Consider the following 23483-nt stretch of genomic DNA (forward strand, 5'->3'; position numbering starts at 1 on the left):
TCAGGAACTCTGGATGGCCACGATCGGCGTCGTGGTGGGTTGCTTCGAGCCGCCCTTGGGTTCCACGGTCATGCCGATCGTGTCGCCTGAGGTGAGGCTGCCGTCGAGGACCCGCCAGGCGGTTCCGCCGCTCGCGCTGACGCTCGTGTCGAGGAGACCGGCCGAGACCGCTCCCCCGGCTCCGATGTACCAGAGCTGGTAGTCCTTGTCGCCGGAAAGCGCAGGCAGGCCGTCGACGACGAGCGCCGAAAGGCTGCTCGTATCGGACCAGACCAGGGTGGCCTGGTGGCCGTCCGCGGTCGTCGCCGAGGCGCGCTGCACGTCGGGTGCCGCGTTGAGCTGGGCGAGGGATGCCGCCTGCTGGGCCGCGAAGGAATCGGACGTGCCCGAGGTGCCGGCCAGTCCCAGGCCGACGAAGGTACCGCCGATGAACAGGGCGACCGCAGCGGCCGCAGCGGCCAGCAGGCTCGCGGGGCGCTGGAACCAGCGCTTTCTGGCCCGCTCTGCTGCGCTCGCGCCGGAACCCGAGCGGCTGCCCACGCCGGCTGCGGACGGGGGAACGGGCGGGACGGCGGCGAGGCCGGGAGCCGCGGGGGCGGCATCCGCTGCCGGTGCTGTTGTCCGGGTGCTCGCCGGCCCGGCGAGGGGGGCGAGTTGCGGGGTCGAGGAGAGTTTCGCCATCAGCGACGCCTTGAGGGCGGCTGAGGGCTGCACGGGGGCGGTCGCGAGACCCAGGGCCACCGCCGTGTCGCTCAGTTCGGCGGACTCGATTCGGGCCTCTTCGGAGGACTCCAGGTGCGCCTCGAAGGCGGCGCGCTCCCTGGCCTCGAGGGCGTTGAGCGCGTAGGCGCCGGACAGCTCGCCGGGGTTGCGCTCCGGGGTGCCGGTGTTCTCGGTGCCGGTCATGATGCCACGCCCAGTTCGTCGCGAAGGCGGATGAGCCCGTCCCTGAGCCTCGTCTTCACGGTCCCGAGCGGGATATGCAGTTGGGCGGCGACTTCGCTCTGGCTGAAGCCCCCGTAGTAGGCAAGACTGATCGCCTGGCGTTGCAGTTCGGTCAGTCTGGACATCGCCTTCTCCACCCTTTCATGCTCGATTCGTGTTTCTACGGTCTCGGACACGTCGTCGTAGGCAACCGCGAGGTCGCGGATGCCGATCTTCGTGTCCCGGTCGCGGCCGGCCTGCGACGACCTGATCCGGTCGACCGCACGACGGTGCGCCATGGTCATGATCCAGGTGGAAGCCCCGCCACGCGCCGGCTCGTACCGCGTCGCCGATTGCCAGATCTCCAGGAAGATCTCCTGGGTCACTTCTTCCGACTGGGCGTGGTCGATGAGCAGGCGCTTGACCAGACCGAGCACCCGAGGGGCCATCTGGTCGTACAGTTCCCCGAAGGCCGCCTGGTCGCCAGTGGCGACCCGGGTAAGCAGCTCCTCTTTTGAGGGAGGCGCTGTCGACTCGGTGTCAGCGGCGAAGTCAGCAGTCATGAGAACCAGCATGTCAGGTCTTATCCCGTTCCATGACTAGTGTTCGGCGCCGAACACGAAATGGATTGGTCAGAAAAGGCTGAAGGCCGGGCCGCAGAACGCCTCTCGGCGCGAGGCCGCTCAGAGCGGCGAATATTGGAGCCCGGGGTTACTGCGGCCCGACCAGCATCCAGTGTAAACGACGAGGACGGATGTTTATTCCTAGTCGAGCGAATCGCTGCGCCACAACCGGGCGCACGATCCGAACTCCTGGGCCGTCGTCGAGAACCGCAGGGCGCGAGTGGTCAGCTCTGAGGCGCGGGACACCCCCGATGCGGCGAGTTCCGTCGCGTCAAGGTCGTCGGCGACACTCGCGCATCCGCTTGCGATGACCCGGCAGAACGCCGCGGCACGGTCGAGCGCGACGGCGAAGTCGCCCGTGAAGATGCCGCGGAGGATCTGGTCGGCGAGGGCGATGATCTCAGCGGGTCCGGTCGGCGCGGCGGCTCCGGCGATGACGGGGTCGATCGCCACGGTGACCTCGGTGCCGCGCTGGTAGAGGAACGACGTGCCTTCAGGATCCTGGCGGATGAGCAGGCGGACGAGGTAGATCCGCCACAGCGCGCCGGGCAGGCTGCGCGGCGTTGCGCGCGACCACAGCTCGGCGACCGCGTCGATACCGTGTTCGTCGGTGTACGCGACGAGGCGCTCGACGACCTCGGGATCGGGGTCGTTCCGCACCCGGGCGAGCAGTGCATGAGCGGTCTCGTGCGCGACGCGGCTGATTGCCGCCGGATCCTGGCCACCCTCGAAGGATTCGAACTTGCTGCCCGAGAACTGGGTGGGCTTGTGGAAGTCCTCTGCCAATCGAATCCTCCGTGTCTCGTGCGTGACTCGTGCGTGTTGGGTGCGTGTCTGGTGGGGCCTCGCGGGGCGAATCCGTCCGTGAGGGGACCCTCCCCACGGTACCCAGAAAAACCTTGCCCGAATCCACGGTAGATTATTCACCGCGGGCCTCTAGCTCAGTTGGTAGAGCAAAGGACTTTTAATCCTTGGGTCGTCGGTTCGAGCCCGACGGGGCCCACTCTTGTGTTAGCAGCAGTATGTGCGCAGCGGTTGCGGTGATAACACTCTCGTGTTAGCGTCAGTCACATGAGCACACGATCAGTGATAATCGACGCGACGGCCGAGTTGCTGGCGCAGTCCCCTGGCGGGGACATCTCGACGCGCGCCGTGTGCGAAGCGGCGGGAGTGCAGCAACCGGTCATCTACCGGCTGTTCGGCGACAAGGAGGGCCTGCTCGCGGCCACGGTCGATCAGGTCTGGGACCAGTACCTGGGCATGAAGCGCGCAGCCGAGGAATCCGCCGATCCGTTGAGCGACCTGCGGGCCGGCTGGGACAGCCACAATGCGTTCGCCCTCGCCCAGCCGAACGCCTACCGGCTCCTGTTCGGGTCAGGATCCGTCGCCAAGGCGGAATCAGCGAACGAAGCCATGCGACTCCTCCAGAGCGTGCTCGAACGCCTGGCCGCGCAGGGACGGCTGCGCGTTGCTCCTGAGATCGCGGCACGGGTGGTGATGGCGGCGAATACCGGAGTCGCTCTCGCCCTGATCCTCCGCCCTGCGCTCTATCCCGACCCGGCCATTTCGTCGATGATGCGTGACATCGTCCTCGGCGGGCTGGTATCCGCCACCGCGCCCGCTCCGGACGCCGGCGAATCCGCCCGCATTGCGGCGATCACCCTCCGCACGAGCCGTCCCACCCTGCCCCCTGCTCTCTTCACGGGCCGCGAGGCCGGGCTGCTCGACGAATGGCTGGAGCGCATCCAGTCCTCGTCGCCCTCCGACTGACAGCCAGCCCCACCGCAGGTCTTCAGGCGTCCCGCCGGGGCGTCATCCGTCGCGCCCGAAACAGGGCGCGCACCACCGCAGTGCAACAGAAAGCGAATCCCCCATGAGTACCATCGGCACCAATCCCACCATCCAGGGCTCCCGGGTCGCCCTCGTCACCGGCGGGTCCGGCGGCATCGGACGCGCCGTCGTCGAGCGACTTGCAGACGACGGCTTCGCCCTCGGCGTGCACTACGCCGGCAACCAGGCGAAAGCCGATGAGACCGTCGCCGCGGTCAAGGCCGCGGGCGGCCGCGCCATCGCGATCGGCGGCGACGTCGCCGACGAGGGAGCCATGTCGGCCGCGTTCGACGCGGTGGAGGCGGAGTTCGGCGGGATCGACGTCGTCGTGAACACGGCAGGCATCATGCTCCTCTCGCCGATCGCGACCCTCGACCTCGCCGACCTCGACCGGATCTACCGCACCAACATCCGTGGCACCGTCGTGATCTCCCAGCAGGCGGCCCGCCGGGTCCGCCCGGGCGGAGCGATCATCAACTTCTCCACCTCCGTCACCCGCACCCAGTTCCCCGGCTACGGCGCCTACGTGGCGAGCAAGGCCGCGGTCGAGAGCATCACGCTCATCCTCGCCCGTGAACTGCGCGGCAAGGACGTGACCGTCAACGCGGTCGCCCCCGGCCCGACCGCGACCGCCCTGTTCCTGAACGGCAAGGACGAGGCCACGATCACGAACCTCGCCGCGGCCGTCCCCCTGGAAAGGCTCGGCCAGCCCACCGACATCGCCGAGACCGTCGCGTTCCTCGCCGGCCCCGCCCGCTGGGTCAACGGCCAGGTCATCTTCACCAACGGCGGGCTCGCCTAGCCCCCGCTGACTCCCATGCGGCCGCTCCGTTTGCGCCGCTTCTCGGCATAGAGCTCCTGGTCCGCGCGCTCGCGGATGCTGTGGGCGTCATCTCCGGGGCGGGCTTCTGCCAGTCCCGACGACCAGTCCAGACCGCCCGGTGCGGAGATCCGCGCGAGCATCTCCCTGGCCTGCTCCACCGTCGTGGACGTCATCAGCAGCAGGAACTCATCACCGCCCAGGCGCACGACCGAGTCATAGGGTCGCGTGTTGCGTCTCAGGCAGCCCGCGAAGGCCACCAGCACGCGATCCCCTTCCGCATGCCCGTGCTCGTCGTTGAGGCGTTTGAAGTCATCGAGATCGAGAATCGCGACGGTCATCGGTTGCCCGGTACGCGTTCCCCTGGCGAGCTCGAGGTCGAGACGGGCATCCAGCCCCGACCGGTTCAGGACGCCGGTGAGCGGGTCGGTGGTGATCTCCCGGTCGAGCTTGGCCCGCAGATACCCAGCGGCCTCCCGGCAGAAGAGCGACGCGAGAGCCAGGTTGACCCAGGTGATCTGGACGGCGTCGAAGGGATTCACGGCGAGCGCGATGCCGGAGGCCCCGAACGCGAATCCGACCGCCAGTCGCGACACGAACGGAAGGTAGAACCAGCCGAGATAACAGGCGAACATCGGGTAGAGCACCAGGTTGTTCACCGACAGGATCGGGGCAGTCGAGACCGCCATCTGCAGCGCGGTCACCGCGAAGAACACGAGGGTTCCCGCGAGCCCGACCCAGCGCGGGAAGCGGGCTCCGAACGCGACGGGCAGCGCGGAGACGACGGCGGCCACGAGGGTCCAGAGCCAGGTCCACAGCGAGCCGAGCCCGCCCCCTGCCGAGGTCGCAGCATCCACCAGGCCGCTGATGACGATGACGAAGCCGGCGGCCGACGTGACGTAGGCGAACGGCGGGATCAGCGAGGCCGCCGTTGGACCGCTCCCTCGCCGCACGTGTCTTCTCCCGATCCTCAGGCCATCGGCCCGAGCCGCTCGAATGGGCACACCCATTCGTACTACGCTCAGGCTATCGCCCCACCAACGGATGCCCGGCACGAGGAGTCGCAATGCCCAGGAAGGTCAAGTGGCTCGAGGAGCCCATCCCGGAGAACTACCCGAAGGCGGCCGACTACCTGCGGTTGCTCGTGAACGAGCACGCGGTCGAGGCGACCTCGCTCGCCCTCGAGGCAGCGCCCATCACCTTCCACAAGGCCAAGGACATCCTGCGCGCCGCCGGTCTCCCCCTGCTCACGCCGGAGAACCCGCACGTCGCCAATTACCTCAGGCTGATCCGCGAGGGTCGCCGGCTGGGCCCGATCCTGCTCGTGCGCGGCAATCTGCCTGCCGCGGTTCCGCTGCACATCGCGGATGGCTACCACCGCGTCTGCGCGACGTACCTCACGAACGAGAACACCGACATCCCGGTTCAGCTGGCGGACCTGACGCTCTAACCGCGCCCATGGTGCACTGCCGGTTGCCTGTCCGGACACCCCGATGACGTTCCAGACCCTTGCGATCATCTCCCTGGTCGGCCTGCTCGGCCCGCTGCTGGCGACCCCGCAGCGCTGGCGGGTTCCGGTCATGCTCGGCGAGCTCCTCGCTGGAATCCTCGTCGGCCGCACCGGGCTCGGACTCGTCGACTCGAGCGATCCGACCCTGACCCTGCTCGCTGACGTCGGGTTCGCACTGATCATGTTCGTGGCAGGCACCCACGTTCCGGTGCGTGATGCCGGTATCCGTTCGGCGCTCGGCAAGGGCACGGCCAGGGCCGGTCTGGCCGCCGGCATCGCGATCGTGCTCGGCGTGGCGACGGCGGTGCTCTTCGGTACCGGCCATGCGCCACTGTATGCGGTGCTGCTCGCGTCGTCGTCTGCGGCGCTCGTGCTGCCGGTGATCGACTCGCTGAAACTGACCGGCCCGTCGGTGCTGCAGGTGACCGCGCAGGTCGCGATCGCCGACGTCGCTGCGATCGTCGCCCTGCCGATCGTGATCGACCCGGCCAATGCAGGCTCGGCCGCGCTCGGCGCCACAGCGGTCGCGGCATCCGCGGCGCTGCTGTATCTCGTGCTGTCGCGACTCGAGAAGAATGGCGCCCGGCTCCGACTGCACCGGGTGTCCGAGGACCGCAAGTTCGCCCTCGAACTGCGGGTGCAGCTGACGATCCTGTTCGCGTTCGCCGCCCTCGCGGTGGTGAGCCACGTCTCGATCATGCTCGCCGGGTTCTCCTTCGGGCTGGCCGTCGCGATGGTCGGAGAGCCGAGGCGCCTTGCCCGGCAACTGTTCGCGATCGCCGACGGCTTCCTCGGGCCGCTCTTCTACGTGTGGCTCGGCGCCTCGCTCAACGTGCTCGACCTCCTGACCCGGCCCGGAATGGTCCTGCTCGGTCTCGTCCTCGGTCTCGGCGCCGTCGTCGCGCATGCCTCGGCCCGGCTGCTCGGCCTGCCACTGCCGTACGGTCTGCTTGCGGCCGCCCAGCTCGGCGTGCCGGTTGCGGCGGCGACGATCGGGACCCAGCTGAAGCTGCTCGCGCCTGGCGAGGCGGCCGCTCTGATCCTCGGCGCCCTGATCACGATCGGTGTCGCGACCGTGGCTGCGGGCGTCGCCTCCAGGAGGCAGGCCGGGCGACCGCCCGGGGAATTCTCGGGGAGCACACAGCGTTGACACGGTCAGCACTCGGGCTCAGCCGCCAGACTTGTCGCTCCGCAGTCGCGCCACGCGCGCTGCGGGCACACAGCGGAGCGGGAGCTGCGGGGTGACGCGACAATTCAAGGAGGTCGCACGTGGAAAGAATTAACGAAGAAGTCGAGACCGAAACCGGCACCATCGAAAAGTACCGCCGGCACGCGAACGGACGCGGACTGGTCTCCGGCGGGGCGCGGGTCGATCCGTCCGCCTTCATCTCCGGAACGGCATACGTCGAGAGCGGAGCCAAGGTGGGTGCGGAGGCCTGGATCGGACCGGGCAGCTGGATCGACCACAACGCCCTTGTCGGAGCGCGGGCCTTCATCGGCCAGAACGTGCACGTCGGCGTCGACGCCGTGATCGGCGCGGCCGCCCGTCTCGGAAGCCACTCCCGGATCGGAGACGGCGCCCGGGTACAGAGCGGAGCCGTCGTCGACCGTGACATCCGGATCCCGCAGGGCGGCATCGTGACCGCCGCGGCACGCGCGCAGGCACGACCGACCGGGACGCGGCATCCGCTCGATACGGAAGCGCCGACCCGCTTGCGCCGCGCCGCCTGAGCAGTCACCGTGACCGGGCGAGGCCCCGACCGGGTGATACCGGTCGGGGCCTCGCCGCGTCGGGCCGCGGAGGCTCCGCTCTGCTCTGGTGTACTTTGCTTAGACGCTCGGCTTAGAGGAGGGTGACGGCGGCCTGGGCGACGGCGAAGATCGCGAGCCCCGCAAGAGAGCCGACGACGGTGCCGTTGATCCGGATGTACTGGAGGTCGCGTCCGACCTGCAGCTCGATCTTCTCGCTCGTCTCCGCGGCATCCCAGCGTTCGACCGTCTCGGTGATGACACCGGCGATCTCGTCCCGGTACGTCCGCACGAGGTACGTGACCGAGTCGGCGATCCAGCGGTCGATGCGCCCTCCGAGCGCGCCGTCGCCGGCGAGCCGCTCGCCCACCTCGATCACGGTCGCACGGATGCCGTCCCTCAGGTCGCTCGACGGGTCGCCGAGCGACGCCACGAGGGACACCTTCACGGCCTCCCAGGCCTCGCTCGCAAACTCGCGCAGGCGGGCGCTGTCCAGGAGCTCGAGCTTCAGGGTCTCGACCCGGTTGATCATCGCCGGGTCGTGCTCGAGGTCGTCGGCCAGCTCGACGAGGTAACGGTCGATGGCCTCGCGAAGCGGATGCGCGGCATCCGCCCGTACGGCGGCGACGAACCCGAGTACCTCGCGGTGCGCCCTGTCGTCGACGAGGCGGTCGACGAAGCCGGGGAGCCAGCCGGGCAGCCGAGCGGACACGGCCTTTCCGAAGGCCTCCGGGTGGGCTTCGAGCCAGGCCTCCGCGCGATCCAGGAGCAGGTCGACGACCGCGTGCTGCTGCCCGGAGGCGAGCAGGCGCGCGCCGACCCTGCCGATCGGCGGCGCCCACTCCGGACGCACGAGGTGCTCGCGCGCCACGGTCTCGATGAGGTCCTTGATCGCGTCGTCACTCAGGAGAGTGAGCAGCCCGGTGCCGGCGACGGAGATCTCCTCGGTGAGCCTGCTGGCGTTGTCTGGCAGCTTCAACCAGGTGCCGAGTCTCCTGGACACCCCGATCGAGTCGAGCTTGCCGCGGACGACCTGCTCGGAGAGGAAGTTGGTGCCCACGAATTCGCCGAGGCTCGCGCCGATCTCGTCTTTGCGGCTCGCGATGATGTTGGTGTGCGGGATGCGCAGGCCGAGCGGATACCGGAACAGCGCGGTCACGGCGAACCAGTCGGCGAGGGCGCCGACCATGCCGCCCTCGGCGGCGGCCCTGACGTAGTGCAGTGCGGGAATACGATCCTGCAGCGCAAACGAGACCGCGAAGACGAGCGCCATCAGGAGGAGCAGCGCGAGGGCGAGCCGCTTCATCCTGACCAGGGCCACCAGCCGGGCCGCGTCTGCGGGGCTGAGCACGGCGGTACGGCGCCGCCTGGTGCCGCGGGGCTTCGGCCGACCGGGTGTCGACCGGCCCGGCGTCGGTTCGCGCGTCAGCGCCATGGATGCGAGCCTAGGCCTGGAATCCGGTCGGGCGGATGGCCCAGCGCACGGTCCAGGACTCGTCCGGCGCGAGCCAGCGGAGGCCGGCCCCCGAGTTGAAGGCGTCGGCGGGCGCGGTCATCGGCTCGATCGCGACGGCGCGGCCGGGCATGGGGCTCGCGCCATCGCTCGCCGTGACGGGAAACTCGGTCGGGGTGAAGACCTGCACGTACCGCATGTTCTCGTCGCCCCAGACGGTGACCCTGCGGCCGTCCGGAGCGGTGAGCGAGTGCTCGCGTCCGGCGCCGCCGAAGGCGTCGTCGAGCGCGAGATCGGCGACGCGCACACCGGCACGGAGGTCGTAGCCTGTGCCGCCGACCGGGGTGTCGACACCGGTCGGGTTGAGCCGGGCATCCACTTCGAGGTGCGTGTCCGCGTCGACGCGCAACACGAGGTCCTCTGTGGGGACGTCGCCGATCTTGAGGTACGGGTGCACGCCGATGGCCACGGGGGCGTTCTCTGTGCCGACGTTGTGGACGGTGTGGGTGACCTCGAGGCCCGTGTCGGTGAGGGCATAGGTCACGCTCGTGTCGAGCTGGAACGGGAAGCCGGACTGGGGGAACACGGTCGCGGCGAGGGTCACCGCCGCAGCGTCCCGCTCGACGAGGCGATACGGGGTGAAGCGGAGGAGTCCGTGAATGGCGTTGTTCAGGAGGGGCTCGGTGATGCTGAGCTGCTGCCTGTCCTCGCCGTGCCGCCAGATCCCGTCGCGGATGCGGTTGGGCCACGGCACGAGCACGATGCCCGCGGACATCGGCGGCTCGACCGCCGCAGCGAAGGTCTCCACGAGGTCTATGCCGTTCAGGGCATAAGCCCGGATCCCGGCGGCGACCTCGGTGATCGTCGCCGTGGCCCGCCCGTCCGGGGTCTCGTGTGTCAGTTCGTACTGGGTTCCGGTGGCTGCGCGCATGGGACCAGCCTATTCGCCCTGGAGCACGGTGAGTCCGGCCTCGCGGAGCCGGGCCAGCGCATCGGGGTGCGCTGCGGCATCCGTCAGCAGGGAATCGAAGGCATCGAGGGGGCCGACCCTGCCGAGGTGCACCCGGCCGAGCTTGGAGCCGTCCGCGACGACGATCGCCCGGGTCGCCGCCTGGAGCATGAGGGTCTTGACGCCGGCTTCCGGCAGGTTGATGTTCGTGACCCCGCCTCCCGCGTCGACGCCGTTGCAGCCGATGAAGGCGAGGTCGGCGTGGACCTGGCTGAGCACGGTCGCGGCGAGCGGCTCGACGAGGGAGTGCTGCAACGGCCGGAGCGAACCGCCCGTGACGATCACGGTGAAGCGCGGGATGGCGGGCTCGAGCTCGAGGGCGATGCTGAGCCCGTTGGTGATCACGACGACGTCGCTCAGCTCGGAACGGGCGAGCAGGGCGCGGGCGATGGCGAGGTTGGTCGTGCCGACGTCGAGGATCACGCTCTGCCCGCTCACGACGAGGGATGCGGCGAGCGCCCCGATCTGCTGCTTCGGTATCACGGATGCCCCGAGCGACTCTTCGAAAGAGGGCTCTGTGTCCGCGGCGAGCGACGACCCCTGGGCCAGCGCGGGCACCGCTCCCCCGTGCACCCGGTGCACGAGCCCCTCCGTCTCGAGGGCGTCGAGGTCGGCGCGCGCGGTGACCCCGGACACACCGAAGGCCTCGCGCAGCTCACTCACCCGCACGAAGCCGCGCTCGTCGACGAGCCGGCGGATCTGCTCCCTGCGCTGGTGCTGCGGGAGCAGCTCGCGGTCTGCCGGCGTCTCGAATGTCATAACCCTATCTTCGCTTACTTTCTTTTAGTTATCAATTAGAAACTGCTGGTTTCGGTTGCGCAGATCCGCTAACGTGGTGAGGGTTATGGACACCGTCATGGATAGCGCAGGCTTCGTCGCCGCACCCGGAATCACCCGTCACCACCACACCCTGGCCGACGGCCGGGACCTCATCTACTTCGACGACCCGGATACGCGGCTCTCGCCCGAACGCGCCGCCGATACCCGCCAGCTCGACCCGCGCCCGCCGACGGCGAGCATGCGCCAGGACCCGCTCAGCGGCGAATGGGTCTCGATCGCGTCTGCACGCCAGAACCGGGTGTTCCTGCCGCCGGCGAACCTCGACCCGCTCGCGCCGTCGACGCCAGAGAACCCGAGCGAGGTACCGAGCAACTACGACGTCGCCGTGTTCGAGAACAAGTCGCCGTCCTTCGGGCCCTTGCTCACCGACGCGAACGCGCCGGCAGGGCTCGCCGAGCTCTCCGAGATCGGCCTCGGGCGCACCCGCACCTCGGTCGGGCGCTGCGAGGTCGTCTGCTTCAGTCCCGAGAACGAGGGCTCCTTCGCGAGCCTCTCCGTCACCCGGGCCCGCACCGTGATCGAGGCATGGGCCGAACGCACCCACGTGCTCTCGCAGCTCCCGGGCATCCAGCAGGTGTTCCCCTTCGAGAACCGCGGCGAGGCGATCGGCGTGACGCTGCGGCATCCGCACGGCCAGATCTACTCGTACCCGTACGTCACCCCACGTACCCAGCGCGTGATCGCGTCGCTCGAAACCTACGGTCCCACTCTCTTCGCCGACGTGCTCGCGAGCGAACAGGCCGCCGACCGGGTCATCATCCGCGGCGAGCACTGGACCGCGTTCGTGCCCTTCGCGGCCCGCTGGCCCATCGAGGTGCACATGCTGCCGCACCGCCAGATCCCCGACTTCGCGGCGACGAGCCTCGCCGAACGCGACGAACTCGCGGTGCTCTACCGGCGGCTCCTGCGCGGCATCGACGCGATCTATTCGACGCCGACACCGTACATCGCGGCGTGGCACCAGGCCCCCGTGCACACCCACCGGGACGACATCCGCCTGATGCTGCAAGTCACGAGCCCGCGCCGGGCAGAGGACAAGCTGAAGTATCTCGCCGGATCGGAGGCTGCGATGGGTGCGTGGATCGGCGACGTCACTCCCGAGCAGGCGGCTGCGGGCATCCGTGCCGCCGTCGAACGGTCGATGGCCGCGGATGCCGCGAGCGAGGCCCGCGCATGAGCGCCCTCGATTCCGCAGCGACCGCAGGTTTCGCCAAGCGCTTCGCCGGCGAGCCGGACGGCCTCTGGTCGGCGCCCGGACGGGTGAACCTGATCGGGGAGCACACCGACTACAACGACGGCTTCGTGCTGCCGTTCGCGATCGACCGGCGCACCGTGATCGCGCTGGCTGCGAGGAGCGACCGGCTGATGCGGGTGGCGAGCTCGTTCTCCGACGAGATCGTCGAGGTCTCCCTCGACGGGCTGACCCCCGACATCCTCGCGGGCTGGTCGGCGTACCCGCTCGGAGTCGCCTGGGCGCTCGGCGAATTCGGGGCGCCGCTGTCGACGGTGGCCGGTTTCGACGTGTACATCGTCTCGGACGTGCCGATCGGGGCCGGCCTGTCGTCGTCGGCGGCGATCGAGAGCGCGATCGCGGTCGCCCTCAACGACGTCTGGGGGCTCGGCTTCGACCGGCGCACCCTCGCCCGGGTGGGCCAGCTCGCCGAGAACCGCGCCGTCGGGGCGCCGACGGGCATCATGGACCAGTCCGCCTCCCTGCTCGGAGAGAAGGACTCCGCGGTCTTCCTCGACTGCCGCACGCTCGAGTCCGAGGTCGTTCCGCTCGGCTTCGACGCGGCGGGACTCGAGCTGCTGATCATCGACACGAAGGTGAGCCACGAGCACTCGACGGGCGGGTACGCCTCGCGCCGGGCATCCTGCGAACTCGGCGCCCGGCTGCTCGGCGTCGACTCGCTCCGCGACCTCGGGGTCGTCGACCTCGCGCGGGCCGCTGAGCTGCTCGACGACGAGACGTTCCGCCGGGTGCGGCACGTGATCACCGAGAACCAGCGGGTGCTCGACACCGTGCGCACGCTGCGCGAGTCCGGCCCGTCCGCGATCGGCGCGCTTCTCGACGCCTCGCACACCTCGATGCGCGACGACTTCGAGATCTCGGTTCCCGAACTCGACCTCGCGGTCGTCGCGGCGCGCGGCGCGGGTGCCGTCGGCGCGCGGATGACGGGAGGCGGCTTCGGCGGTGCCGCGATCGCGCTCACGCCGCACGAGCTGATCCCCGCGGTCACCGCTGCGGTCCGGTCCGCGTTCGCGGATGCCGGGTTCGGCGCCCCGGACACCTTCGTGGTGCGCGCGGCCGACGGCGCCGGCCGCGAGGGCTGACCCCTCCCCGGCTTCCCCTTCCTGCACATCGGTCCGGCCGCTGCGGCGCTTTCAGTAGAACACTGGGCGGCGCGGCAGCCGGCCCGGAACCTGCAGGAGTTATGCCGATTCGGGCGGGATGACGGGCGTGGCCGTTCCTGCAGTGATGCGGAGCAGTTCGGCAAAGCTGGTCGGGAAGACGGTGTGGGCGTGGCCGGCAGCCGCCCACACTTCGGGATACCCGTCCAGGTCCACGTCGACAAGGGTGCGGAGCGGCCGCGGGTGCCCGACCGGCGCAACGCCGCCGATGACCTGCCCGGTCGCGCTCTTGACGAGTTCCTTCGACGCCCGGCCGATCGTGCCGCCGAGCCTCTCGCCAAGCCACTGCGTGTCGACGCGGTGAGCTCCAGAGGTCAGCACGAGCAACGGCTCGCCGTCGAGGGTGAAGACGAGGGAGTTGGCGATCGCGCCCGGCTCGATGCCGAGGGCGTCGGCGGCCTGCTGCGCGGTCGTCGCCGCCTCATCGAGCCAGCGGATGTCCGGCGCGAGCCCGAAGGCGGCGAGCGCCTCCCGCACGCGGTCGACGGCGGGGTGTGCGGTGTTCACCATCGCGCCAGCCTATCCCGTCCCGAATTCAGGAGTTGCGGCCCGTTTCGGGTCGCACAAGCGCTTTCCCGGGGCCAGGACTGCTCAACTCCTGAATTCGGCGCAGGCCACTTCTGGAGTTGAGACAGGGGAAGGGCGCGGGACGGATGCCGCACTAGGCTGGCGCGTATGACTGCAGACAGCGCCGCCCGCATCATCACTCTTCCCGACCGGCCGGGGCCGAGCATCGCGGACTCCGCGTTCGTCGCCCCTGGTGCGGTGCTCGTGGGGCATGTGATCCTCGCCGAACACGCAAGCGTCTGGTACAACTCGGTGCTGCGCGCGGAGGCGGAACCGATCCGGATCGGGGCAGGCTCGAACCTGCAGGACAACGTCTCCTGCCACGTCGACCACGGTTTCCCGCTCATCGTGGGCCGGGACGTCTCCGTCGGGCACGGCGCGGTGCTGCACGGCTGCGTCGTCGAGGACGGCGCCCTGATCGGCATGAAGGCGACCGTGCTCAACGGCGCCGTGATCGGTACGGGTTCCCTCGTCGCGGCCGGGGCCGTCGTGCTCGAAGGCACGATCGTGCCGCCGTATTCGCTCGTCGCCGGGGTCCCGGCCAAGGTACGCCGACCCCTGACGGATGCCGAGGTCGCGGGCATCCGCCAGAACGCCGCGAATTACCTCGACCACGCCGCCCTGCACACCGCCGCCCTCGCCTGACCCGCCCGGGACGGCGGGCCGGTTCCGTGAGGTGTCGCATATCGACGTTAAACGTCGACGCGAAGGTCGATATGCGACACCTCAGCGATCACGCGAGCGTTTCCCGGGGGCGACGCGGCGGGTGCTGGGAAGCGCGGGGCTGGGCTAGAGCAGGGCGCGCTCGGCGGCCTTGACCACGTTGCCGAGCAGCATGGCGCGGGTCATCGGTCCGACGCCGCGGGGGTTCGGGGAGAGGTAGCCTGCGACCTCTGCGACGTCGGGGTGCACGTCGCCGGTGAGGACGCCCTTGCCGGTGACGGGGTCGACCAGGCGGGTGATGCCGACGTCGAGAACTGCGGCGCCCGGCTTGATCCAGTCAGCCTGGACCAGGTGCGGCACACCGACCGCGGCCACGACGATGTCCGCGCGGCGGACCTCCTCCGGCAGGTCGACCGTGCGCGAGTGGGTGAGGGTGACGGTCGCGTCGAGGCCCTTGCGGGTGAAGAGCAGGCCGAGCGGCCTCCCGACGGTGAGCCCGCGGCCGATCACGACGACCTTGCGGCCGACGATCGGCACATCGTAGCGGCGTAGCAGCTCGACGATCCCGGCCGGCGTGCACGGCAGCGGCGAGCTGAGCTTGCCTTCGATGCCGAGGACGAGCCTGCCGAGGTTGGTCGGGTGCAGGCCGTCCGCGTCCTTGGCCGGGTCGATCAGTTCGAGCATGGCGTTCTCGTTGTGGCCGACGGGAAGCGGCAACTGGATGATGTAGCCGGTGACCTCGCGGCTGGAGTTCAGGTCCTTGATCGCGGCGCGGACATCCGCGGTCGTCGCCGATGCGGGCAGGTCGATACGGATCGACTCGATGCCGACTTCGGCGCAGTCGCGGTGCTTGCCCGCGACGTACGAACGTGAACCCGGGTCATCGCCCACGAGCAGGGTGCCGAGCCCGGGAACGATCCCGTGCGCACGCAGCTCGGTGACACGGGCGATGAGTTCGGTCTTCACGGCGGACGCGGTCGCGACTCCGTCGAGGGTGATTGCCGTCATGCGTGATCCAATCGTTTGGTGCTTTCGAGCGCGGTTGACCCCCGCGTTCGCCGAACCAATTCGACGGAGTTTCTGGTCGAAAACCCCGAAAACGGGCTTCCCACGTGCGTGTTTCCCAAAAACTCCGTCGAATTCGTCAGGGGGTGGTGGTGCAGGATGCGGCGTGCGCTACTGGTGCAGGCCGGGGTACAGCGGGAAGGCCTCGGTGAGCGTCTTGACCCGGGCGCGGAGCGCCTGCACGTCGGCGCCGGGCTTGAGGGCCTCAGCGATGACGTCGGACACGACGGTGAACTCGGCGTCGCCGAAGCCGCGGGTCGCGAGGGCGGGCGTGCCGATCCGCAGGCCGCTCGTGACCATCGGCGGGCGCGGGTCGAACGGCACCGAGTTGCGGTTGACCGTGATGCCGACCTCGTGGAGGGCGTCCTCGGCCTGCTGTCCGTTGATCTCGGAGTGGCGCAGGTCGGCGAGCACGAGATGCACGTCGGTGCCGCCGGTGAGCACGTCGACGCCGGCGGCGCGCGAGTCGTCTGCCGTCAGGCGGGCGGCGAGGATGCTGGCCCCGCGCAGGGTGCGCTCCTGGCGTTCCTTGAATTCCGGCTCGGCCGCGAGCTTGAACGCGGTCGCCTTGGCGGCGATGACGTGCATGAGCGGACCGCCCTGCTGCCCGGGGAACACGTTCGAGTTGAGCTTCTTCGCGAGCGCGGTGTCCCGGGACAGGATGAAGCCGGACCGGGGGCCGGCGAGGGTCTTGTGCACGGTCGAGGACACGACGTCGGCGTGCGGCACCGGTGACGGGTGCAGGCCGGCGGCGACGAGCCCGGCGAAGTGCGCCATGTCGACCCAGAGCAGGGCGCCGACCTCGTCCGCGATCGCGCGGAACGCGGCGAAGTCGAGGTGGCGGGGGTATGCCGACCAGCCGGCGATGATGACCTTCGGCTTGTGCTCGAGGGCCTTGTCGCGGACGACGTCCATGTCGACGAGGAAGGTGTCCGGGTCGACGCCGTACGCGACCGGGTTGTAGAGCTTGCCGGAGAAGTTGAGCTTCATGCCGTGGGTGAGGTGCCCGCCGTGGGCGAGCTCGAGACCGAGGATGGTGTCGCCGGGCGTTGCAATCGCGGAGAGCACAGCGGCGTTCGCGGTGGCACCGGAGTGCGGCTGCACGTTCGCGTACGCTGCGCCGAAGAGGGACTTGGCCCGCGCGATCGCGAGCTCCTCTGCGACGTCGACGAACTCGCATCCGCCGTAGTAGCGACGCCCCGGGTAGCCCTCGGCGTACTTGTTGGTGAGCACGGAGCCCTGCGACTGCAGGATGGCGCGCGGCACGAAGTTCTCGCTCGCGATCATCTCGAGGTAGTCGCGCTGGCGACCCAGTTCGAGTTCGAGGACGGCGGCGATCTCGGGGTCGACGACCTCGAGCGGCTCGTTGAAGGTGGAATGCAGCGTGGTACCAGGCACAGATTCGGACACGGGTCTCCTCAGACTTGAATTAATCGTCGTGGCCCAGGCGTGCGGCCACTAACCGTGTCAGTCGCTCCCCGATGGTGACCCATCTTTCGTGCTACGCCAGTTGCGACACGCAAATCCTATCAGGCGCCGCGGTCTCCGCGCCGGTTCGCGCGTCCGAGCTCGTCGACGACGAGCAGTTCCGGCCGGAACCGGTCGGTGTCGTGCGCGACCCTGGCGATGAGGTGCGCGGCCATCGGGGCGGTGAGCGCCTGGAAGGCCACGATCGCGACCGAGAGCGTGACGGTGCCGAGGGTGAAGTTGTTGACCGCGACATCCACCGTCACGGCGATGAGGCCGAAGATCTGCGGCTTGGTCGCCGCGTGCAGCCTGCTGAGCACATCCGGGAAGCGCAGCAGGCCGACGCCGGCCGCGAGGCACATCAGGGCGGCGGAGAGCACGAGCACCGCCGTGACCACATCGCCGATCACCGCGCTCACGAGTGCTCCTTCCCGCCGAGGAAGCGGCCGACGGCGAGCGAGCCGAGCACCGCGAACAGGGCGAGCACGAGCAGCACCGGCAGGGTGTCGACGTGCCGGTTGATCGCCATCTCCGCGCCGAGCGCGCAGATCACGGTCGCGACGAGCACGTCGGAGGCGATCACGCGGTCGAGGACAGACGGGCCGCGAATGATGCGGTACACCGCGCACAGTCCCCCGGCGCCGAACAGCACGGCGGCTACGATCACGACGACTCCCATCAGGTTTCCTTTCCCGTGTCGTCCAGGTTCCGGCGGTCCCTGTCGTCGTCATTCCGAGCGGATGCCGCGCGCGCGTCCCCGGCCACGGCGCCCGTTGCCGCCGCAACGGCGGCCACAGCATCGCCGAGGGCGAGTCGTTCGAGGTCTTCGCGCGAGCCGAACGCGCGCACGATGCGCCGCTCGGTCGCGAGCACGCTCACCCGGAACCGGTCGATCTGGGCGTGCGTGCGCACGTTCAGCACGTGCAGGTAGAGCGTGGAGCTCACCCGGTCGGTGTCGATGACGATCGATCCGGGCACGATCGAGGTCGCAACGGCCGTCCAGGTCAGGATGAGGTCGCTCCGGGTGCGGAGCGGCACCGCGATGATCGCGCTGTCCGGACCGGCGGGCCTCCTGAGGGGCCTGAGGGCCAGCCAGGCGACCTGCACGGACGCGCGCACGATGTCGCCGAACAGCCGCAGCAGGAACGCGAGGGCGCCTGCCGGGCTGATCCGGCCGCTCAGCTGCACGGCGGGCAGGTAGAACACGACGGAGACGAGCGCGGCGAGCAGGGCTCCGGTCAGGAGGTTGAGCCAGGAGAAGCTGCCCCAGAGCAGCATCCAGAGCAGTACGAGCCCGAGCCAGAGCGGGAGCTGGTTCAGGAGGGCGGCGCGGCGCTCCGCGCGGGTCGTCACGGTGTGCCGCCAGGGAAGACCGCGTCGACATAGTCGCTCGGGGCCTCGATGTCGGCGGCGGCCCGCGCCGCGAAGTCGAACACGGGACCCGCGAAGACCGTCAGCCCGATGGTCAGCACGAGCAGCCCGGCGGTCGCGCCGACCATGAGCCGGGAGACGGTCTTGGTCACGACGGTGCCGTCGTCGTGCGGGTCGTCGGTGAGGCGGTCGAGCATGGCCGAGTCGTAGTTCTCGACCTCGCGGCGCGGGCGCCAGAAGGCCATGTTCCACGCGCGGGCGAGGGCGTAGAGGGTCAGGAGCGAGGTGGCCGCTCCCGCCCCGATCACCGCCCACGCGAGCGGGGTGCCGAGCTGCGCCCCGGCCTGGAACAGGGCGAACTTGCCGAGGAAGCCGGAGAACGGCGGGATGCCGCCGAGGTTCATCGCGCCGATGAAGAACAGCACTGCGACGACGGGAGCGGCCTTGAGCATGCCGCCCAGCCGGGCGAGGGAAGTCGTGCCGCCGACGCGCTCGATGAGCCCGGCCGAAAGGAACAGGGTGGTCTGGACGCTGATGTGGTGCACGACGTAGAAGATCGTCGCGGCGAGGGCGAGCGGGGTGCCGATCGCGATGCCGAAGATCAGGTAGCCGATGTGGCTGACCAGGGTGAAGGACAGCAGCCTCTTGATGTCGGCCTGGGCGAGTGCGCCGAGAATGCCGATCAGCATCGTGAGCGCGGCGACGATGAGGAGCGGCACCTGGAACGGGTTGCTCGGGAAGAGCAGGGTCTGGGTGCGCAGGATCGCGTAGACGCCGACCTTGGTGAGCAGGCCCGCGAAGACCGCCGTGACCGGGGCGGGTGCGGTCGGGTAGGAATCCGGGAGCCAGAACGACAGCGGGAACACGGCGGCCTTCACAGAGAAGGCGAGGAGGAGCATCAGCCCGAGGATGCCCTGCACGTCTCCGGGCAGGGCGGGGATGCGTTCGGCGAGGAGGGCGAGGGTCACGGTCCCCGTCGCGCCGTAGATCAGGGCGATCGAGCTGAGGAAGAGGATCGACGAGACCAGGCTCACGACGATGTAGGTGACGCCGGCACGGATGCGCGCACCGGTACCACCGAGGGTGAGCAGCACATAGCTGGCCGAGAGCAGCATCTCGAAGCCGACGTAGAGGTTGAACAGGTCACCGGCGATGAAGGCGTTGAACAGCCCGGCGGCGAGCACGAGGTAGGTCGGGTGGAAGATCGAGACGGGGGTTTCCCTGTCGCCGTCGATGATGCCCTGGCCGACGGCGAAGAGCAGCACGCCGAGGAGCATCACGGCCGAGACGAGCAGCATGAGAGCCGAGAGTCGGTCCACGACGAGCACGATCCCCCACGGCGCCTGCCAGCCGCCGACGTGCACGACGGCGGGTCCCTGCTGGTCGACGAGCACGAGGAGCGTGGCGCTGATCAGGGCGACCGTGGTCAGCGAGGCGACGCCGACAGCGATCTGGGTCACGGTGCGCCGGCCGAGGGCGAGCGTGATCGCGCTGCCGAGCAGCGGGACGGCGACGACGAGGGGGACGAGGGGGACGAGGATGGTCGCAAGGTTCATCGGGCGGCATCCGTGTTCCCGGGGCGGGTGGGCGCTCCGTCGTCGTGATCGTAGTCGTCCGGGTCGTCGTGATCGTCGGGGTCGTCGCGATCGCCCGCGTCGTCGTGATCGCTCGCGTCGAGGGAGGCGCGCACGGCCGCGTCATCGTCCGCGGAGGACCGGAAGTCCTGCTCCGCGGAGGACGCGGTCTCCGCAGCGTGCTCGTCGGTGAGGGTGTCGCCCTCGTCGCCGAGCTGGGCAAGCCACCAGGCGCGATAGACCAAGGCGAGGATGAGGGCGGTCACGCCGAAATTGATCACGATCGCGGTCAGCATCAGGATCTGCGGCACGGGATCGACCATGTCGGCATCGCTCGCGGTTCCGGTGATGATCGGCGAGCTGCCGGGCCGGCCGCTCATGATGAAGATCAGCAGGTTGGTCGCGTTCCCGACGAGCACGAACCCGATCAGCACCCGGGTCAGGCTGCGCTCGAGCATGATGTAGACGCCGGCCGCGTAGAGCACGGCCATGACGACGACGAGGGTCAGGGAGGCGCTCACGGGACCACCTCCGGCACCGGCTCCGCGCCCGGTTCTGACACCGGGGCACCCGCGGCATCGGAGCCGGAACCGGTCGCGGAGGCGTCGGACCCGGCGGGCGGAGCCTCACCGGCCTCGCTCTGCCGGTCGATCTCGCTGCCGAGGCTGCGGAGGATGTCGAGTGCCAGGCCGATCACGACGAGGTAGACGCCGATGTCGAAAACAGTGGAGGTGCCGAAGGAGAGGTGCCCGAGCACGGGAACGTCGACGCTCGCGTACGCCGACTGCAGGGGGATCCCGGTGACGAACAGTGAGGCGACCGCGGTGCCGACGGCGAGGATCACTCCGAGGCCGAGGATCTTGCCCGGGTCGATCGGGGCGGCTTCGCCGAGTTCGTAGCGTCCTCCGGCGAGGTAGCGGGCGACGAGGGCGAGCCCGGCGAGGAGCCCGCCGGCGAATCCGCCCCCTGGCGCGTTGTGCCCGGCGAAGAGCAGGAACACCGACACGACGATCGCGGGGTGGAAGAGAAGCCGCACGATGACCTCGATCAGGATCGACCGGTCCTCCGGCTTGATCGTGCGCCCGGCGAGCAGCCAGGACTGCCGGGTGACGGCGTGGCCGGCCGAGGAGGCCTGCGGGTCGGCGACGACGCGGCGACGGTTGCGCGGTGACCGCTGGGTGCGGGAGCCCTTCAGACGCGGCAGGGTCTCGGTGCGCCCGGACACGAAGAGCAGGCTCGCGACGCCGGTCGCGACGACGATGAGCACGGACACCTCCCCCATCGTGTCCCAGGCCCGGATGTCGACGAGTGCGACGTTGACGATGTTGGTGCCGTGCGCCTCGAGCGTCAGGCGCGGCAGCTCGAGCGCGATGCTCGGCGCCTGCCGGGCGCCGAGGGCGATCATGGCGACGGTGCCCATGGTCGCCCCGACCAGCACCCCGATCAGGGCGCGGCGCCTGCGATGCAACGGCGCGTTCGGGCGGGTGACCCTCGCCGGCAACCGGCGCAGCACGAGCACGAAGACCACGAGGGTCATCGTCTCCACGAGAGCCTGGGTCAGGGCGAGGTCGGGTGCGCCGTGGAAGGCGAACAGGGCCACGAGGCCATAGCCGGTGACTCCCGCGAGCAGCACCGACGTCATCCGCTGCCCTGACCGCGACGCCGCGATCGCCGCAACGCCCATGATCACGGCGATGATGACCTGGCCCGGGTAGTCCCAGAGCACGACCGAGTCCGGCCAGGTGCGGTTGACCAGGGAGGCGAAGCCGAGCGCGAGCACGAAGACCACGAGGATCGTGCCGAGGTACTGCGGCAGGCCGCCGCGCTGCGCGAAGTGGGTGAGCCTCGCCGCTGTGCGATCGACGCTGCGCACGAGCAGCCCGTAGCCGCGACCGGCGTCGACGGTGCCGGGCACCCGCTCCTGCAGCACCGCGACCCCGCGACGCTTCCAGAACATCACGGCGCCGAGCGTGAGCACGACAGCGGTGATGCCCAGGGCGGGTTCGAATCCGTGCCAGAGGGCGAGGTGCGCGTGCCCTCCGCCGGGGACGGTGTCCGCGTACGGCGCGAGCAGCGGGTCGAGCCGGCCGGCCAGCGGGCCGAGCGCGATCGTCGCGACGGCGAGCAGTCCCGGGGCGATCAGGATGTCCCAGCGGCTCGGGTGCAGGGCCGTCTGCGCGAGCGCCGCCCTCGTCCCGAACGCGCCGTGGAAGAAGCGGATGCTGTACGCCACGGTCAGCAGGGAGCCCACCGTCGTACCGGCGAGCGCCACCCAGCCCCAGCCGTCGCCGTGCAGTGCCGCCTCGAGGAACGCTGTGAAGACGGCCTCCTTGGCGACGAATCCGAGCAGGGGTGGAAGGCCGGCCATCGACGCCACGGCGACGAGCGCGATCACGGCGAGCGCCGGGTCGCTGCGGCCGATTCCGGAGAGCTTCCGGAGGTCGCGGGTGCCCGCGCGGTGGTCGATGATCCCCACGACGAGGAAGAGCGCCGCCTTGTAGAGCGCGTGGGCGAGGAGGAGCGCGGCCCCGGCGAGCGCCGCGTCGCGGGTGCCGAAACCGACGACGACCATGATGAAGCCGAGCTGGCTCACGGTTCCGTAGGCGAGCACGAGCTTGAGGTCGTGCTGCCGCAGGGAACGCCAGGCGCCCACGAGCATGGTCCAGACGCCGATCGTCATGAGCACCGGCATCCACCCCTCGGTGTCTGCATACCCGGGGGCGAGCCGGGCGACGAGGTAGATGCCGGCCTTGACCATGGCGGCGGCGTGCAGGTAGGCGCTGACCGGGGTGGGGGCGGCCATCGCGGCGGGGAGCCAGAAGTGGAAGGGGACGAGAGCCGACTTGGACAGGGCCCCGACGAGGATGAGCAGGATGGCCCAGGTCGCGACCGGGCCGGTGACGGGTTGGGCGACGAGCAGGGCGAGCGAGGTCGTCCCTCCCTCGACGCTGAGCATCACGACGCCGACGAGCATGACGAGTCCGCCGAAGGTCGTCACGATCAGGGCCTGGAGCGCGGCGCCCCTGCTCTCCCTGCGGAAGGTGTAATGGCCGATCAACAGGTAGGAGAGCACGCTCGTGATCTCCCAGAACATGAACATCACGACCACGTCGTCCGCGGTCACGAGCCCGTACATGGTGCCTGCGAAGGCGAGGAGGCAGGCTGCGAAACGGCCGAGCGCCGGTTCGTCAGCGTCGAAGTAGCGGGCGCAGTACACGAGAACGAGGGCGCCGACGCCGGTCACGACGAGGGCGAGCAGCCAGGCGAGGGTGTCGACGCGGAAGGACAGCGCGACGCCGAGCTGCGGGATCCACGGGATGCTCGAGGCTTCGGAACCTCCGCGCGTGACCGTCGCGGTCTGCGTGAGCGTGAAGACGAACGCCGCCGCAGGCAGAAGCGCGATCAGGTAGAACACCTTGGTGGACAGCACGCGGGTGAGCGCCGGCGTCAGGACGGACAGCGCCAGGAAGGCGAGGAGGATCGTCATGCGGCCTCCGGCTCTGTTTCTCGGGTCAGGGGTACGGAAAACCAGTCTACCGAGTGCCCGGTGGACGAACCCTGTTAGGGGGCGCCGGCGCCCCACCGGTAGGGTGGGCGAAAAGCAAA

The 23483-nt window shown here is 69.8% G+C and carries 24 protein-coding genes, 1 tRNA gene and 1 riboswitch; of the genes, 9 read left to right on the forward strand and 16 right to left on the reverse strand.

The window, feature by feature from the left end; translation table 11 throughout:
• The 3 genes from E3O46_RS09415 to E3O46_RS09425 all read right to left on the reverse strand — a co-directional run bounded on the left by E3O46_RS09415 (position 1) and on the right by E3O46_RS09425 (position 2333).
• Positions 1 to 906 carry an anti-sigma factor gene (locus E3O46_RS09415; RefSeq protein WP_134561603.1) on the reverse strand — a complete coding sequence of 302 codons (906 nt, stop codon included), beginning with the start codon at positions 904 to 906 and terminating at the stop codon, positions 1 to 3.
• A complete protein-coding gene (locus E3O46_RS09420; protein WP_241975328.1) occupies positions 903 to 1487 on the reverse strand; it encodes a sigma-70 family RNA polymerase sigma factor in 585 nt (194 codons plus the stop codon). Before E3O46_RS09420 ends, E3O46_RS09415 begins: the two co-directional genes overlap by 4 nt.
• 201 nt (positions 1488 to 1688) lie before the next feature.
• Positions 1689 to 2333, reverse strand: a complete 645-nt coding sequence (locus E3O46_RS09425) for a DNA-directed RNA polymerase subunit beta (RefSeq protein WP_134450007.1) — start codon at positions 2331 to 2333, stop codon at positions 1689 to 1691.
• 144 nt (positions 2334 to 2477) lie between these two features.
• Here E3O46_RS09425 and E3O46_RS09430 point away from each other — a divergent pair.
• The 3 genes from E3O46_RS09430 (at position 2478) to E3O46_RS09440 (ending at position 4179) form a co-directional block, all read left to right on the forward strand.
• Positions 2478 to 2550 (forward strand) — tRNA-Lys (locus tag E3O46_RS09430).
• A gap of 68 nt (positions 2551 to 2618) precedes the next feature.
• On the forward strand, positions 2619 to 3317 hold the full coding sequence (locus E3O46_RS09435; RefSeq protein ID WP_134561604.1) for a TetR/AcrR family transcriptional regulator: 699 nt from the start codon (positions 2619 to 2621) through the stop codon (positions 3315 to 3317).
• Positions 3318 to 3420: 103 nt separating this feature from the next.
• Positions 3421 to 4179: an SDR family oxidoreductase gene (locus E3O46_RS09440; RefSeq protein ID WP_134561605.1), complete on the forward strand. Its 759-nt coding sequence runs from the start codon at positions 3421 to 3423 to the stop codon at positions 4177 to 4179.
• Here the strand turns inward: E3O46_RS09440 and E3O46_RS09445 are convergent.
• Complete coding sequence (locus tag E3O46_RS09445) at positions 4176 to 5150, reverse strand: GGDEF domain-containing protein (protein WP_166791051.1); 975 nt, start codon at positions 5148 to 5150, stop codon at positions 4176 to 4178. The genes E3O46_RS09440 and E3O46_RS09445 overlap by 4 nt on opposite strands.
• Positions 5151 to 5263: 113 nt before the next feature.
• Here E3O46_RS09445 and E3O46_RS09450 point away from each other — a divergent pair, with 113 nt between their 5' ends.
• From E3O46_RS09450 to E3O46_RS09460, 3 genes are all read left to right on the forward strand, one after another.
• Complete coding sequence (locus tag E3O46_RS09450; RefSeq protein WP_134450003.1) at positions 5264 to 5647, forward strand: hypothetical protein; 384 nt, start codon at positions 5264 to 5266, stop codon at positions 5645 to 5647.
• 43 nt (positions 5648 to 5690) lie between these two features.
• Positions 5691 to 6857 carry a cation:proton antiporter gene (locus E3O46_RS09455; protein WP_134450002.1) on the forward strand — a complete coding sequence of 389 codons (1167 nt, stop codon included), beginning with the start codon at positions 5691 to 5693 and terminating at the stop codon, positions 6855 to 6857.
• Positions 6858 to 6976: 119 nt separating this feature from the next.
• Positions 6977 to 7438 carry a hypothetical protein gene (locus tag E3O46_RS09460; protein WP_134450001.1) on the forward strand — a complete coding sequence of 154 codons (462 nt, stop codon included), beginning with the start codon at positions 6977 to 6979 and terminating at the stop codon, positions 7436 to 7438.
• 112 nt (positions 7439 to 7550) lie between these two features.
• Here the strand turns inward: E3O46_RS09460 and E3O46_RS09465 are convergent, their stop codons facing one another.
• The 3 genes from E3O46_RS09465 to E3O46_RS09475 are packed head-to-tail and all read right to left on the reverse strand — an operon-like array spanning position 7551 to position 10677.
• A complete protein-coding gene (locus E3O46_RS09465; RefSeq protein ID WP_134561607.1) occupies positions 7551 to 8891 on the reverse strand; it encodes a DUF445 domain-containing protein in 1341 nt (446 codons plus the stop codon).
• A 10-nt stretch (positions 8892 to 8901) separates the two neighbouring features.
• The gene (locus E3O46_RS09470) at positions 8902 to 9840 is read right to left on the reverse strand and encodes an aldose 1-epimerase family protein (RefSeq protein WP_134449999.1); all 939 of its coding nucleotides are present in this window, start codon (positions 9838 to 9840) and stop codon (positions 8902 to 8904) included.
• A gap of 9 nt (positions 9841 to 9849) precedes the next feature.
• Positions 9850 to 10677 carry a DeoR/GlpR family DNA-binding transcription regulator gene (locus E3O46_RS09475; protein WP_134561608.1) on the reverse strand — a complete coding sequence of 276 codons (828 nt, stop codon included), beginning with the start codon at positions 10675 to 10677 and terminating at the stop codon, positions 9850 to 9852.
• 97 nt (positions 10678 to 10774) lie between these two features.
• Here E3O46_RS09475 and galT point away from each other — a divergent pair, with 97 nt between their 5' ends.
• Entirely contained in the window at positions 10775 to 11935 is a 1161-nt protein-coding gene (gene galT, locus E3O46_RS09480; protein ID WP_134449997.1) for a galactose-1-phosphate uridylyltransferase, read from the forward strand.
• Complete coding sequence (galK, locus tag E3O46_RS09485; RefSeq protein ID WP_134449996.1) at positions 11932 to 13092, forward strand: galactokinase; 1161 nt, start codon at positions 11932 to 11934, stop codon at positions 13090 to 13092. Before galT ends, galK begins: the two co-directional genes overlap by 4 nt.
• A gap of 99 nt (positions 13093 to 13191) precedes the next feature.
• Here galK and E3O46_RS09490 read toward each other — a convergent pair whose 3' ends face one another.
• On the reverse strand, positions 13192 to 13680 hold the full coding sequence (locus tag E3O46_RS09490) for a YbaK/EbsC family protein (protein WP_134558978.1): 489 nt from the start codon (positions 13678 to 13680) through the stop codon (positions 13192 to 13194).
• Between the two features lie 165 nt (positions 13681 to 13845).
• Here E3O46_RS09490 and E3O46_RS09495 point away from each other — a divergent pair, with 165 nt between their 5' ends.
• A complete protein-coding gene (locus E3O46_RS09495; protein ID WP_134561609.1) occupies positions 13846 to 14382 on the forward strand; it encodes a gamma carbonic anhydrase family protein in 537 nt (178 codons plus the stop codon).
• Between the two features lie 144 nt (positions 14383 to 14526).
• Here E3O46_RS09495 and E3O46_RS09500 read toward each other — a convergent pair whose 3' ends face one another.
• The 8 genes from E3O46_RS09500 to E3O46_RS09535 form a co-directional block, all read right to left on the reverse strand.
• Positions 14527 to 15408, reverse strand: coding sequence for a bifunctional methylenetetrahydrofolate dehydrogenase/methenyltetrahydrofolate cyclohydrolase (locus E3O46_RS09500; RefSeq protein WP_134449993.1), 882 nt, complete (start codon positions 15406 to 15408; stop codon positions 14527 to 14529).
• A 168-nt stretch (positions 15409 to 15576) separates the two neighbouring features.
• Positions 15577 to 16875 carry a serine hydroxymethyltransferase gene (gene glyA, locus E3O46_RS09505; RefSeq protein ID WP_134449992.1) on the reverse strand — a complete coding sequence of 433 codons (1299 nt, stop codon included), beginning with the start codon at positions 16873 to 16875 and terminating at the stop codon, positions 15577 to 15579.
• 24 nt (positions 16876 to 16899) lie between these two features.
• A riboswitch (ZMP/ZTP riboswitch) is annotated at positions 16900 to 16989 on the reverse strand.
• 5 nt (positions 16990 to 16994) lie between these two features.
• Complete coding sequence (gene mnhG / locus E3O46_RS09510; protein WP_134449991.1) at positions 16995 to 17351, reverse strand: monovalent cation/H(+) antiporter subunit G; 357 nt, start codon at positions 17349 to 17351, stop codon at positions 16995 to 16997.
• Positions 17348 to 17611: an MrpF/PhaF family protein gene (locus E3O46_RS09515; protein WP_174774608.1), complete on the reverse strand. Its 264-nt coding sequence runs from the start codon at positions 17609 to 17611 to the stop codon at positions 17348 to 17350. The genes mnhG and E3O46_RS09515 overlap by 4 nt, the downstream gene beginning before the upstream one ends.
• Positions 17611 to 18285, reverse strand: a complete 675-nt coding sequence (locus E3O46_RS09520; protein WP_134561610.1) for a Na+/H+ antiporter subunit E — start codon at positions 18283 to 18285, stop codon at positions 17611 to 17613. The genes E3O46_RS09515 and E3O46_RS09520 overlap by 1 nt, the downstream gene beginning before the upstream one ends.
• The gene (locus E3O46_RS09525; RefSeq protein WP_134561611.1) at positions 18282 to 19859 is read right to left on the reverse strand and encodes a Na+/H+ antiporter subunit D; all 1578 of its coding nucleotides are present in this window, start codon (positions 19857 to 19859) and stop codon (positions 18282 to 18284) included. Before E3O46_RS09525 ends, E3O46_RS09520 begins: the two co-directional genes overlap by 4 nt.
• Positions 19856 to 20398 carry a sodium:proton antiporter gene (locus E3O46_RS09530; protein ID WP_134561612.1) on the reverse strand — a complete coding sequence of 181 codons (543 nt, stop codon included), beginning with the start codon at positions 20396 to 20398 and terminating at the stop codon, positions 19856 to 19858. The genes E3O46_RS09525 and E3O46_RS09530 overlap by 4 nt, the downstream gene beginning before the upstream one ends.
• Positions 20395 to 23364: a Na+/H+ antiporter subunit A gene (locus E3O46_RS09535; protein ID WP_134561613.1), complete on the reverse strand. Its 2970-nt coding sequence runs from the start codon at positions 23362 to 23364 to the stop codon at positions 20395 to 20397. Before E3O46_RS09535 ends, E3O46_RS09530 begins: the two co-directional genes overlap by 4 nt.
• Between the last annotated feature and the right edge of the window lie 119 nt (positions 23365 to 23483).

Origin of the sequence: Cryobacterium glucosi, from assembly GCF_004402235.1 — a bacterium.
Classification (GTDB): domain Bacteria; phylum Actinomycetota; class Actinomycetes; order Actinomycetales; family Microbacteriaceae; genus Cryobacterium; species Cryobacterium glucosi.